Raw genomic sequence first — 14,758 nt, 5'->3', positions numbered from 1 at the left:
CCACCCCCCCCCCACCCTGTCCCCGGCGCCAACCACCCCCCCGCCACGTGTCCCGGGCGGCATTTGCCCCCCGGCCCGGGCGCCCGGCGGCGGCGCGGCCCCGGTGCCGCCGCCGGTGACTGTGAGGTAGATCAGGAGCAGGTTCAGGGCGGAGATGATCGCGGCGATCAGCCAGGCCGCCGCGGTGGTCCAGCGGTGGTTGACGTCGGCGCCCATCAGGGCGCGGTCACTGGTGAAGCGCACCAGCGGAATCAGCGCGAGCGGGATGCCGAACGAGAGCACCACCTGCGAGATCACCAGCGTCCGAGTCGGATCGACGCCCACGGCCAGGACGACCAGCGCCGGGACCAGCGTGACCACGCGGCGCAGCAGCAGCGGAATCTGCCTGCGCAGGAGGCCTTCCATGATCATGGCCCCGGCATAGGCGCCGACCGACGTGGAGGCCAGGCCGGAGGCGAGCAGGCCGACCGCCAGCAGCAGCGCGGCCCACGGGCCCAGCACGTCCCCGACCGCGGCATGTGCCGATGTCAGGGAGTCGATGCCGTCGCGCCCGGCGAGGGTGTGGGCGGCCATCAGCAGCATCGACAGGTTCACGGCACCGGCGATCACCATCGCCAGCCCCACATCGATGCGGGTGATGCGCAACATCCGCGTGCGCTCCGGACCGGCCGCCGGGTGGCCGTGCCGGTCCCGCGACAGGCCCGAATGCAGGTAGATGGCGTGCGGCATGACCGTCGCGCCGATCATCGCCGCCGCCAGCAGCACGCTCTCGGTGCCGTCGAAGCGCGGGACCAGCCCGCCCAGCGTGCCGGATGCCGACGGCGGCGAGATCACCACGCCAGCCACGAACCCGATCGCGATGATCGCCAGCAGGCCGATGACGACCCGCTCGAACGGCCGCTGCCCGCGCTTGTTCTGCACCATCAGCAGCGCCATGGAGACCACGCCGGTAATGACCCCGCCCACCAGCAGCGGCAGATCGAACAGCAGATTCAGCGCGATCGCGCCACCGACGACCTCCGCCAGATCCGTCGCCATCGCGACCAATTCGGCCTGCCCCCAGTAGGCCAGCCGCACGGACCGGCTCGCCCGATCCCGCACGACCTGCGGCAGCGTGCGCCCGGTGACCAGCCCGAGCTTCGCCGACAGAAACTGCACCAGCGCCGCCATCACATTGGCCATCACGATGACCCACACCAGCAGATACCCGAACTGCGCCCCGGCACTGATATTGGACGCAACATTGCCAGGATCGACATAGGCGATAGCCGCCACAAACGCGGGCCCGAGCAACATAACCGCCGACCTCGCCCGATTCGGGACTCGACGAGGCACAACGACTACGGCACTCATAAACCTAATTTTAAGGCTCCCCAAACTTTTTGTTGAGCCCACCCGGGAAAGTGTGATCCCCCTGACCCGATCGCCTGGGGGCGATCGGGTCAGGGATAGAGGATGCCGGGGCCGAAACAGAGGGAGCGCCGGGCCGAAACAGAGGGAGCGCCGGGCCGGAACAGAGGGAGCGCCGGGCCGGAACAGCAAACCAGGGGCGCGACAGAGACGGAGCGCAGGGCAGCTGAGCAAAGCCGCAACAGACCTTAACCCTGCGGCTCGCAGGGTCCCTCATTCCTGCGGCGGCACGCTCCTCCGTTCCCTGCGGCCCGACGTCGTCATTAATGCCCTGACCCGATCGCCCCCGGGGCGATCGGGTCAGGGATAGAGGATGCCGCAGGGGCGGAGCGGGGAGGAGACGCAGGGCCGGGATTGAGAGGGAGCGCCGGGGCCGGAGCTGGGAATGCCCAGGGGCGGGATTAGAGATGAGCCCAGGGGCGGGATGCAGATGGAGCCCAGGGGCGGGATGCAGATGGAGCCCAAGGGCGGGTGCAGATGGAGCCCAAGGGCGGGTGCAGATGGAGCCCAAGGGCGGGGTGCAGATGGAGAGCAGGGGTGGGTGAGCAGAGCCGCTGCAGGCCTTAACCCTGCTGCTTGCGGGCTCCTTCAGACCCTGCGACGACAGACTCCTCCGTTCCCTGCGGCCCGACGTCGTCATTAATGCCCTGAGAGGGAGTGCAGGCGCGGGTGAGCAAACCCGCAGTAGGCCCTAACCCTGTGGCTCGCAGGCTGCTTCACACCCCGCGGGGAGGGTCCTTGGTATCCCTGTTAGATGCCGAGGCCGCGGGCTAGGACCGGCCAGGAGTCGATGAAGTCGTCGTGCCAGTAGCCCCAGGAGTGGGTGCCCGAGTTGCGGAAGTTGTAGGTGGCGGGGATGCCGAGGCCGTCGAGCTTGGTCTTCAGCTGCTGGGTGCAGTAGTTGGTGCCGGCCTCGATGACGCCGCCGATCAGGATCTGGTTGCCCAGGCCGTAGGCGCCGGGGAGGGCGTAGGGGCCGTTCATGGTGTCGTGGATGCCGGGCAGGCCGTTGCCGGTGGAGATGTACATGTCCAGGCCGCGCAGCTGATCCGCGTGCACGTACGGGTCGTTCTCGACCCAGGCGGGGCCGTTGTCCGGACCGTACATGTTCTCGACGTCACCGCCGCCCCACGTGTTGACCGTGAGCTTCACGAATTCGCGGCCGGTCGGGTCGCTGGTCATCGCGCAGCCGGAGTAGGCGGCGACGGCCTTGTACAGGCCCGGCTTGTGGATCGGCAGGTTCAGCACGGTCGTGCCCGAGGTGGACAGTCCCGCAACGGCATTCACGCCGTTGGTGCCGAGGGCGACATCGATCAGCGGCGGCAGCTCCTCGGTGAAGAACGTCGTCCACTTGTTGCGGCCCAGCGTCGGGTCGTCCTTGATCCAGTCGGTGTAGTAGCTCCACTTGCCGCCGATCGGCTGCACCACGTTGACGTTCTTGTCGCCGAGGAAGCCGTTGACGATATCGGTCTTGCGCTGCCACGAGGCATCGTCCTGACCGCCACCGGCGCCGTTGAGCAGGTAGAGCGTCGGCCGCGGCGCCGAGGTGTCGGCCGGGCGCTGCACATCCACCGGGAAGGTCTGGTCCATCGCGGCCGAGTACACGTACAGCCGGATGTTGCGGTCGTCCTTGTAGGTCGCCTTGGAGATGTAGGAGCCGTCGGGCGCCTTCGGGTCGCCCAGCAGGCTCTTGGAGGCGATGATCGGGTCTTCCGCCGAGGCGGTGGGTGCGCCGACTCCGGCAACGACGCCAGCGAGAACTCCGGTGGCCGCAATTGCGGCGGCGGCACGCAGGCCGCTACGCCGGAAGTGTCGACGAATCAATGTTTACACCTTCGCTATCTGATCGATTTCGGTCCAGCGATTCCCGTCGGCGCCCCGTGCCGACACCCGTGGGCCGGTCGCCGCCGCGCCCGACCCTACGGCCTTTCTAGTCGTCCGACCAGAGGACATCGTTACGTCACGACCGCCTCATCATGCCCGATCGGTGTCCGCCGGAGCGTCATCGCCCCCGGTCGCGAGCAGAATTCTCAGTCGCGGGCCGATTTGTGCCAGCGCCCGCGGGGTGGTCATCTCCTCGTGCACGGCGGACACCGGATAGTCGGCGATCTCGCCGTCGACGTAGCGGCGCCAGTTGTCGGCGCCGCTCGCGCGTCCCTGCGCCGAGAAGTAGTCGACGCGGCCGCGGAACACCGCCGGGCGGTGCTCGACGATCAACTCGGCCGAGCGGACGGCGCTGCGATAGATGCGGCGCAACCGATCCGGGGTGAGCGCGGCCAATTCCTCCGGGACGGCGGCGTGCAGGGCCGCCAGCGCGTCGTCGTCGAGGTCGTAGATGTCGCGGTGGGCGTCCTGCGAGCCGTCGCCGATCAGCGCCTCGGCACCGATCCCGATCTCGGCCAGGACCTCGCGGATGGCCGCGCCGAAATCGGTCAGGTCGATGTCGAGGCGGCTGTCGAGCATGGCCAGCAGCTCCACCCGCTCGCCATCGGCCTGCAGCACGGTGGCGATCTCGTGCGCCAGCACGCCGCCCAGCGACCAGCCCAGCAGGTGATACGGGCCGTGCGGCCGGATCCGCCGGATCTCCTCGACGTAGCGGGCGGCCATGTCCCGCACCGATTCCGGCAGCTCGCCGTCCTCCGACAGCACCGGAGACTGTAGGCCCAGGATCGGGCGATCACCGGCGAAGCGCACCAATCCGGCGTAGCACCAGGCCAATCCGTACATCGGGTGGATGCAGAACAGCGGGGTGCCCGCGCCGCCGCTACGGATCGGCAGCACCACCTGCAGGGCGGCGTCGGAGGACGGATCGAAGTTCTGCGCGTCCAGGATGCGTTGTGCCAGTGCGGAGACCGTGGATCCGGCGAAGAACCACTGCACCCGCACCTCGGCGCCCGTCGTCGCGCGCAAGCGGCCGACGGCGCGGGTGGCGCTCAGCGAGTTGCCGCCCAGCTCGAAGAAGTCGTCGTCGACGCCGACCTGCGCGATGCCCAGCACCTCGCCGAAGACGTCGGCGACCAGCTGCTGCAGCGGCGTCGACGGGGCGCGGTAGGGCCGGGCGGCGAGCTGCGGCATCGGCAGGGCCCGGCGGTCCAGCTTGCCGCTGGCATTGAGCGGCAGCTCGTCGAGCATCACCAGCGCGGCCGGAATCATGTAGCCGGGCAGCGACTCCCGCGCGTGGGCGAGCAGCTCGGCCTCGTCGACCGTGCCGGTCGCGGGGACGATGTGGGCGACCAGGCGGTCGCCGGAACCGCTGCGCACCAGCGAGACCGCGGCGTGCCGCACCGCCGCGTGCCCGGCGAGCACGGCCTCGATCTCGCCCAGCTCGACGCGCTGTCCGCGCAGCTTGATCTGGAAGTCGCTGCGGCCCAGATACTCCAGGACGCCGGACTTCCCGGCGGGATCGGCCACCCAGCGGACGATATCGCCGGTCCGGTACAGCCTCTCACCGCCGTCGTGTGCCACGAACCGCTCCGCGGTGAGCGCGGGCGCCCCGAGATAGCCGCGGGCCAGCTGCACACCGGCCACGTACAGCTCGCCGGGCGCTCCGGGCGGCACCGGCCGCAGGTGCCGGTCCAGCACGTGCACCCGGGTGTTGGCGACCGGAGCACCGATCGGAACGGCCGCGGCCGCACCATGATTCGCCGGGAAGTCGGTGACGACGGTCGCCTCCGCCGGGCCGTACCAGTTCACCAGCTCGGCGTGTTCGAGCATCGCCGCACAGGTCGCGGCCGTCTCACCGGACAGCGCCTCGCCCGCGGCGAATACCCGCCGCAGCGACGGGAACCCCCGCGCGACGGCCGGATTCGCGTCAGCATCGAGGAAGGCGTCGAGCATCGACGGCACGAAATGCACGGTGCTGACCGATCTCTCGTCGATCACCCGGGACAGGTAGGCCGGGTCGCGGTGCCCGCCGGGCTCGGCGATCACCAGCGCGGCACCGGTCTGCAACGGCCAGAACAGCTCCCAGGTGGAGATGTCGAAGGTGATCGGGGTCTTGTGCAGCACCACGTCCCCGGTGTCGTGCGGATAGGTGCGCTGCGCCCAGCGGAACTGGTGGGCCATCTGGCGGTGGGTGATCGCCACGCCCTTCGGCCGACCCGTGGATCCGGAGGTGTAGATGGCGTAGGCGATGCCGTCCGGCCGGACCGCGGGGAACTCCCACATCGCGTCGACGCCGGGCAGATACAGCCCGTCGATCGCGACAACCGGTGTGGCCGTGCCGGTTTCGAAGCCGTCGCGGCTGGTGGTCAGCACGCACACCGGCCGGGCGTGGTGCAGCACGAACTCGTTGCGCTCGGCCGGGTGGTCGGGATCGATCGGGACATATCCCCCACCGGCCCGCAGCACGGCGTAGATGGCGATGACCAGGTCGAGCGAGCGCCGCATGGCCACGGCCACCAGCGTTTCCGGCTCGACGCCGCGATCGGCCAGATCCCGCGCCAGCGCCCGGGAACGGGTGTCCAGCTCGCGATAGGTCAGTGTCACGTCGCCGCAGTGCAGTGCGGGCGCATGCGGGGTCCGGGCGACCTGGGCGTCGAACAGCGACAGCAGCGTCGCGTCGTCGAGGAGTTCGGGCACGGCGGTGGCATTGCGGGCGGTCAGCGCGGCCCGCTCCTCGCGCAGCAGCGCGTCCACCTCGGCCACCCGCGCCTGCGGAGCGCTCGCGAAGTGCCCGATGAGCATCGAAAGCCGTTGTGCCAGAGCCTCGGCGGCCGATTCGTCGAAGACGTCGCGCAGGTACTGCAGCGAGACCCGCAGCCGGTCGTCGAGCGAGGCCAGCACGGTCACCGGGTAGTGGGTGCCGTTGACCGAGCCGACACCGGTGATGCGCATACCGTCGATCGAGCTGGCCCGATCCAGGGCCGCGCGATCGATCGGGTACGACTCGAACACCACCAGCGAGTCGAACAGCCCCTCCACCCCGATGGCCTGCTGAATATCGCTGAGACCCAGGTAGTGGACGTCGAGCAGGTCGGCCTGCTCGGCCTGCAGCCGATGCAGCAGCGCGCCCAGGGTTTCGGCGGGATCCAGGCGCACGCGGACCGGGATGGCGTTGACGAACAGGCCGACCATGGTCTCGACGCCGGGCAGTTCGGCCGGGCGGCCCGACACCGTGGCGCCGAACACGACGTCGTCGCGATCGACGCTGCGGCCGACCAGCAGCCCCCACGCCGCCTGCAGCACCGTGTTCACCGTGACGCCCAGGCGCGCCGCCAGCGCGGTCAGCTCCGCGGTGTCGGCGATCGACAGCTCGAAGCCGGTTTCTCCGGTGCCGGAGGCGATTTCGCGGCCGGGATCGACCGGCGCCAGCGGTGTCGGCTCGGTGATCCCGGCCAGCGCCCGCCGCCACGTCTCCCGGGCCGTGTCCGGGTCCTGGCCGACCAGCCAGGTCAGATACTCGGCGTAGGGACGGACCGGGCCCACGTACTCGGAGTCGGGACCGAGCGCGTAGAGCGTGAGCAGATCCTGCATGAGCAGCGGCGTCGACCAGCCGTCGATGAGAATGTGGTGGCTGGTCACGAGCAGCTGATAGGCATCGTCCGCGAGGCGGATCAGGGTGAAGCGCAGCAGCGGCGCGGTGCGCATATCGAAGCGGTCGGCGTAGTCGGCGGACTCGATCCGGGCCAGCTCCGCCTCCAGCGCCTCGCCCGCGAGTTCACCGAGATCGATTGTGCGCCACGGTATCTCGGTGCGATCCAGCACCACCTGCACCGGATTGCCGTCGGCATCGGCGGCGAAGGCGACCCGCAGATTGGCGTGGCGATCCAGCATCGCCTGCGCGGCCTCGCGCAGCCGGGGCCCGTCCACCGCACCGGCCAGATCGAGGGTGAACTGTGTGGTGTAGACGTCGACGGAGGCATCGGCGAGCAGGGCGTGGAACAGCATTCCCGACTGCAGCGGTGTCACCGGCCAGATGTCGGCCAGGTCCGGGTACTCGCGCTGGAGCCGGTCGATATCGGCCTGCGCCAATCGCACCAGCGGGAAATCGGAGGGCGTGAAGCCACCCGTCGCCGCGTGCGTGCCGTGCTCGGCGAGGCCGCCCAGCGCCCGCACCCAGTGTCCGGCAAGCTCTTTCACCTGCTCGACCGTCAATGCCGCGGCCGCGTAGTCGAATCGGGCCAGCAGGCCCGCGGCGGTGGCCTCGACGGTGATGTCCAGGAGTAGATCGGGTGCCGCGAGATCCGGCAGGGCGCGGGCGGGCCGCAGATCCCGGTAGCGGAATGCGGTGCGTCCCTGGGCGAGTGTGGCCAGCTCGGCGGCCGTGCCGGAGTTCAGGTAGCGCAGCAGCCCGTAGCCGACGCCGTGGCCGGGCACCGTCCGTCGCTGTTCCTTCACCCGGGCGATCACGTCCCCGGCGGCGGACCCGCCCAGCAGGGCATCGTCCAGGTCGATGCCGTCCAGGCCCAGGACGAAGGGGTAGGCCGCGGTGAATCCGCCCACGGCGGCGGCGGATTCGGGCCCGGCCGCCGCCCGGCCGTCGGCGAACAACTGCACGACGGGGCCCAGGACATCGGCGGCGGAGGCGCCGTCGGCGGTGCGCGGGAGCAGCGTGGTGCCCTCCTCCCCGGCCGCCTGCCTGCGGAACGGCTCCAGTGCGAGAGCCAGGGCGGCGAGCAGCACGTCCGCGAGCGGCGCCCGATACGCCGCGGCGACGGCCGCTACCGCGGCGGCGCCCTCCCCGGTGACCGTCAGCGACACCCGGCCGCGAGCGGTCAGGTCCATGCCGTCCAGCGCGACGTCGTCGGGGACGTAGGCCAGAGTCCGCCGCCACCAGTCGATCTCGTCCCCGGTGACGGGTGCGGCCGCACGGTCGGCCAGCGCTCGGGCCACCCCCGCCGCACCGGCATCCGGCACCGCGGGCGCGGCAAGCTCGCCGGACCACGCGGCGGACAGCTCGTCGATGATCGTGCACCAGGAGGCGTCGTCGACCACCAGGCCGTTGGCGACGATCACCAGGCTCGCCTGCGCATCATCGGGTTCGGCGTCGTCCGGATCGGTCGGCGCGATCAGCCCGAACGCCGTATTGCGCCCGGCCGCCGGATCCAGGTCCGCGGACAGCGCGCGCACGGCGACCTCGGTGGCGTTCGCGGAGGGCACGAACTGCCGCAGCGAGACCTCGGGGATCGCGTCCGGGACGACCAGGCACCAGCCGAGCGCGTCACCGCCCGTCGCTTCGGTCACCGGCGGCGGTCCCGCGACCGGATCTCGCCGCCCCGGCTCGTTCCGGGGCGTCACGACGGGCAGGAATTCGGTGGCCGCCTCGAACGCGGCGCCCGGCCCGCCGCCCGGCGTCGCGACCGGCAGGAACTCCGTCGCGGGCTCGGCCCAGGTCTCGGGGTCGATCTCGCCCTCTCCGGCGACCGCGTAGGCGGGAATCTGCACACCCACCGGCGGCCCGAACGGACTGCCCGGCGCACCGGGAACGACGGAAGACGCTGCGCCCTCGGCGATCTCGAGGCTCGCCGACAGCATCGGATGCCGGTCCAGCACCGCCTGGATACCGGCGCGGACCCGGTCCGAATCGCAGTCGGCGGGAATGTCGACCACGATGGCGCGCCGGTCGCCGCCGGTGGGATCGAGCCGCAGCAGCCGAACCGGCATGGGCGGCAGCGGCACCGGGCCGATGGGCGGCTCGTCGGCGGCGGCCGTCGCCACCGTCGCCACCGCGGCGAGCGCCTCGACGGTCCGGAAGCCGAAGACGTCGCGGGGCGTGAATTCGACACCGCGGGCGCGCGCCCGCGACACCAGCTGAATGGACATGATGCTGTCGCCGCCGAGGGCGAAGAAATCGTCGTCCAGCCCGACCCGGTCCAGGCCGAGAATCTCGCCGACCACCTCGGCGATCGCCTGCTCCGCCGGAGTCCGCGCGGCACGGTACGCCTTGACCTCGGGGGCCGGTTCGGGCAGCGCCCGGCGGTCGAGCTTGCCGTTGGCGGTCAGCGGCAGGGCGTCCAGCGGAACGAACGCCGCCGGGATCATGTAGTTGGGCAGCGCGCCGCTCAGCGCCGATTTCACACGCGCCGTGTCGATCTCGCCGGATCGCGGCACCAGATAGGCCACCAGCCGGGCACCGGCCCGCCGGTCCTCGCGGGCGAGCACCGCGGCCTGCGCCACCTCCGGCAACGCCAGCAGCGCCGCCTCGATCTCCCCGAGTTCGATCCGGAAGCCGCGGACCTTCACCTGGAAGTCCGTGCGGCCCCGGTACTCCAGCTCACCCGCGGCATTCCGCGCGGCCAGATCCCCGGTGCGGTACATGCGGGTTCCGTGCGCGAACGGGTCGGCCACGAAACGATCCGCCGTCAGGTCCGGGCGCCCGATGTAGCCGCGGGCCAGCTGCACGCCCGCCAGATACAACTCGCCCGTGACGCCCGCGGGTACCGGGTGCAGCCGCGAATCCAGCACGTAGACCTGGGAATTCCACTCCGGGATGCCGATCGGCACCGAGACCTCGTCGGCGTCGGTCACCCGGTGACTGGTGATCGAGACGGCGGCCTCGGTCGGACCGTACAGATTGAACAGCTCCACGTCCGGATGGGCGGTCCGGAACCGCTGTGCCAGCGCGGCGGGCAGCGCCTCACCGATGGCCAGCACCCGCCGCAGGCCGCTCGCGGAGCGGTCGTCCGCGCGCGACGAGGCCTCGGTGAGCAGCGTGTCCAGCATCGACGGGACCACGTGCAGCGTGGTCACGCCCTCGCGGGCCAGCAGGCCGTTCAGATACGCCGGATCGCGGTGGCTGTCCGGCATCGAGATCACCAGGCGGCCACCCGAGACCGTGGCGGACCAGAACTCCCACACCGACAGGTCGAAGGTGGCGGCGGTCTTCAACAGCGCCGCATCGTCGACGCCCAGGCCGAATTCGGCCGTCTTCCACAGCAATTGGTTGACGACGGCCGAATGTGGCACGGCCACGCCCTTCGGCCGTCCCGTCGAGCCCGAGGTGAAGATGACGTAGGCCGTGTGCGCCGGGCGCAAGGGGGCGAGGCGATCCGCGTCGGTCACGGGGGCGTCGGACAGGTTCGAGAGGTCGAGAGCGTCGAGAAGGACGGCGACTCCCGGGCGTTCGGCGACGGCGCCACCCGGCGTCGCGATGGATGCCTCATCGGTCATTGCGGCGGACGCGGGAAGCGCGCCGATGACGCCCGAATCATTGTGTGCGGCAGCGAAAGCCGGGATGGATTCGGAGCGCCCGCGCCAGTCACGAATCACGCCGTCCCCGGTCATGGCGGGCCGGGACACCGCGGCGGCGGCCTCGGCTGGCTCGGCTCCGACCAACCCGCTCAGTGCGCGGTTGGTCAGCACGCACACCGGGTCCGCGGTCCGCAGAATGTAGTCGGTGCGGTCGGCGGGCTGGTCCGGATCGATCGGCACGTACGCACCGCCCGCCTTGGCGACCGCGTACATCGCCACCACCAGGTCCACCGAGCGCGGCAACGCCAGCGCCACCCGGGATTCGGGACCGACGCCGAGCGAGATCAGATGCCGGGCAAGGCGATTCACCCGGGAATCGAGCTCGCCGTAGCTGAGTTCGTCTCGCCCGGTCTGCGCGTCCGGAAGGTCCGCCACCAGCGCCACCGCCTCGGGCGAGGCCGCGACCGAACGGTCCAGCAGCGACACCAGGGTCGCCTCATCGCCCACCGGATGCGCGGTGCCGTTGCGACCGGCGAATTCGGGCGTGCGCTCGGCGGGAGTCAGTATCTCGATGTCCCCCACCGGCGTCGCGGCGTCCGCGACCACCGCGGACAGGATGCGGGACAACCGATCCGCGAAGCCCGCGACGGTCGCGGCGTCGAAAAGGTCCGTGGCATAGTTGAAGTACCCGCCGATACCGGCCGGGTGGCCGTCCTCGTCGTAGCCGTCGGCGATGATCAGGTGCAGATCGAATTGCGACACCTCGAGATCCGCGGGCACGCCGTCCACGCTCAGCCCGGGCAGCTCCAGCGCGGTACGCGCCAGATTCTGGAACGACAGGCCGACCTGGAACAGCGGGTGATGCGCCGTCGACCGTGGCGGATTCAGCACCTCCACCAACCGCTCGAACGGGATGTCGGCGTGCGCGAACGCCTGTAGGTCCGTCTCCCGCTGCCGCGCAAGCAGATCCGTGAACGACTCACCACGATCCAGCCGCGTCCGGAAAACGACCGTATTGACGAACATCCCGATCAGATCGTCGAGTTCCGCCTCGCCACGGCCCGCGACGGGCGTGCCCACCGCGATGTCGTCGCCCCCGGACAGACGCGCCAGCAACACCGCCAGCGCCGTATGCACCACCATGAACAGCGTCGCCCCGTGGGCGCGCGCCAACCCGCTCAGCCCCGTATGGGTGGCGGCATCGATGCGGAAGTCGACCCGGCCTCCCCGCAGCGACGCCACCGCGGGCCGCGGCCGATCCGTCGGCAGCTCCAGCAGATCCGGCAGCCCCGCCAGCTCCCGCCGCCAATACGCGATCTGCTGCGCCGCAATCGAACCCGGGTCCGACTCCACCCCCAGCACCGCGCGCTGCCATACCGCGTAGTCGGCATACTGCACCGGCAGCGGCGACCATTCCGGCGCGGCACCCGAGGTGCGCGCCGCGTACGCGGTCATCACGTCCCGCACCAGCGGGCCCATCGACGAACCGTCGGCCGCGATGTGATGCACCACGACGGCCAGCACGTACTTGCGCCGCGAACCCGGCCCGAGATCCGCGATATCGAACAGCCGCACCCGGATCGGCACCTCGGCGGTCACATCGAACGGGGTCTGGGCCAGCTCGTACACCGCCGCCACGACCTCGGCCGCCGCGATCTCCTGCGCGGTCACGCCGAGGCCCGAATCGGCCGCGAGCACCACTTGCACGGGGCCGTCCGGCGTTTCGGGATACACCGTGCGCAGCACCTCGTGCCGCGCCACCACATCGTCGAGCGCCTCCGACAGCGCCCGCACGTCCAGCTCACCGGTCAGCCGCAACGCGAACGGCAGGTTGTACGCCGACAATCCGGCCGTCGCCGCACCGTCGGCCTGATCGAAGCGGTTGAGGAACCACATCCGCTGCTGCGCCAGCGACAGCGGCAACGGGTCCGGGCGGTCCAGGCTGCCCAGCTCCACGCCGTGCCGTTCGTGGGTCTGCGATTCCACGGTCGCGGCCCGCGCCGCGACCGCCGGGGTTTCGAACAGCGCGCGCACCGGCACGCGACCGCCGATCGCCGCGCCCAGCCGCGCCACCACCTGGGTGGCGACCAGTGAATTGCCGCCCAGGGCGAAGAAATCGTCGTCGGCGCCGACGCGTTCGAGGCCCAGCACGTCGCCGTAGATTCCGGCGATTATCTCCTCGATCGGCGTCGCGGGGGCACGGAACTCGCGACCGGCGTAGGTCGGTTCCGGCAGCGCCTTGCGATCCAGTTTGCCGCTGGCATTGAGCGGGAAGGCATCGAGCGGGACGACGGTGGCCGGAACCATATACGCCGGAAGGGTTTCCGCCAGCGTGGACCGCAGCCACTCCGGATCGATCTCGTTACCCGGCGTCGGTACGGCGTAGGCCACCAACTGATCGCCGAGCGCCGACCCCACCACCGCAGCCACCGCCTGACTCACCACAGGCAACGCCAACAACGCCGCCTCGATCTCCCCCAACTCGATCCGCTGCCCACGAAACTTCACCTGAAAATCCGTGCGCCCCAAATACTCCAACCGCGCAGGCAAACCCCCCTCAGCCTCCCGCCACACAGCCAAATCACCAGTGCGATACATCCGGCTACCCGCACCACCCACACCGACACCGCCCCCAGCGGCACCCACACCCCCGAAGGGGTCGGCCACGAACCGATCCGCCGTCAAATCCGGCCGCCGCACATACCCCCGCGCCAGCTGACCACCCGCCAGATACAACTCACCCGGAACCCCCGGCGGCACCGGACGCAACCGATCATCCAACACATAAACCCGGGTATTCCACTGCGGCAACCCGATCGGCACACCGGGCCGCTCCGTCCCCTGCACCGGCCAGTACGTCACCGACACCGCAGCCTCGGTCGGACCATACAGATTGTGCACCCGCGCATCCGACACCACACGCACCGCATCCACCGTCTCCGGCGGCAACGCCTCACCGATCACGAAGATGTCCTGGAGGGTCGGGCAGGCTCCCGCCGCAGTGTGCGCGGCGAAGACGCCGAGCATCGACGGCACGAAGTCGGTCACCGTAACACCCCGTGCGGCAACGGTTTCCGCGACATATACCGGATCCCGGTGCCCGTCGTGGGTGGCGATCACGAGTTCGGCACCGGTGCGCAGCGGCAGGAAGTATCCCCACAGCGACACGTCGAACGTCGTCGCCGTCTTCTGCAGATATACGTCGCCGGTGCCGAGCGGATAGGCGGCGAGCATCCAGGTGACCTGGTTGTGAATGGCCGCATGCGACACGGCCACGCCCTTGGGGCGGCCGGTCGATCCGGAGGTGAAGATCACGTAGGCGGGGTGGTCGGGCCGCAGCGGACGCAGCAGTTCCTCGGGCCGCACCGGGGTGGGGTCGAAGCCGCCGAGGTCCATCGTGTCCAGGCGCAGCATCGTCGTATCGACCGGTACCACAACGGAATCGGCGACGGTGGTCACCACGCACGCCGGTCGTGCGGTGTCGAGGATGTGGGCGATTCGCTCGGCCGGATGATCGGGATCCAGCGGCACGTACGCACCGCCCGCCGCGACCACCGCGTACATGCCCACGACGAGATCCAGCGACCGTCGAATCGCCAGGCCCACCAGCGATTCCGGGCCCACGCCCCGCGAGATCAGCAATCGCGCGAGCCGATTCACCCGGGCATCGAATTCGGCGTAGGTCAGTTCGGTGCCCTCGTAGGCGACCGCGACCGCGTCCGGGTAGCGCTCGACCGCGCGCCGATAGCCGTCGAGGAGCAGCTCGGGCTCGACCGGATAGTGAGTGTCGTTCCAGTCGTGCAGGATTCGTGTGCGCTCGGCGTCGTTCAGCAGCTCGATATCGCCGACCGGACGATCCGGATCGGCGACGACCGCGTCCAGTACCCGCAGCAGGCGATCGGCGAACCCTGCGACCGTCGCCTCGTCGAACAGGTCGGTGGCGTAGGTGAACTGGGCCGCCAGGCCCCCGAGTTCGTCGCGCGGGACGACGGTCAGCTGCAGGTCGAATTTGGCCACCGCACCGTCGAATTCGACGGCGGCGGCGCTCAGCCCGGGCAGCTGCAGCCGGGGCTTGTCCATGTTCTGGAAGAACAACGCCACCTGGAACAACGGATGATGCGCCTGCGAACGCACCGGATCCAACACCTCGACCAACCGCTCGAACGGCAACTCCGCATGCGAAAACGCACCCAGATCCACCTCCCGAACCGCCGCA

2 protein-coding genes and 1 pseudogene are annotated in these 14,758 nt (G+C 70.5%); all 3 read right to left on the bottom strand.

Going from position 1 to position 14,758, the window contains the following annotated elements:
- Nucleotides 1-111 precede the first annotated feature (111 nt).
- A pseudogene (locus tag QH290_RS13950) lies at nucleotides 112-1,353 on the bottom strand (Nramp family divalent metal transporter); the annotation flags it as partial.
- Between the two features lie 807 nt (nucleotides 1,354-2,160).
- A complete protein-coding gene (locus QH290_RS13945; protein WP_425301843.1) occupies nucleotides 2,161-3,186 on the bottom strand; it encodes an alpha/beta hydrolase in 1,026 nt (341 codons plus the stop codon).
- Nucleotides 3,187-3,384: 198 nt separating this feature from the next.
- Nucleotides 3,385-14,758: non-ribosomal peptide synthetase (locus QH290_RS13940; protein WP_280383208.1), on the bottom strand; the 11,374-nt coding region annotated here is incomplete at its 5' end.

This window comes from Nocardia wallacei, assembly GCF_029869545.1.
GTDB classification, from domain to species: Bacteria; Actinomycetota; Actinomycetes; order Mycobacteriales; family Mycobacteriaceae; genus Nocardia; species Nocardia wallacei_A.
Note: the sequence above shows the minus strand (reverse complement) of the source record. Positions and strands in the feature narration are given on the sequence as shown.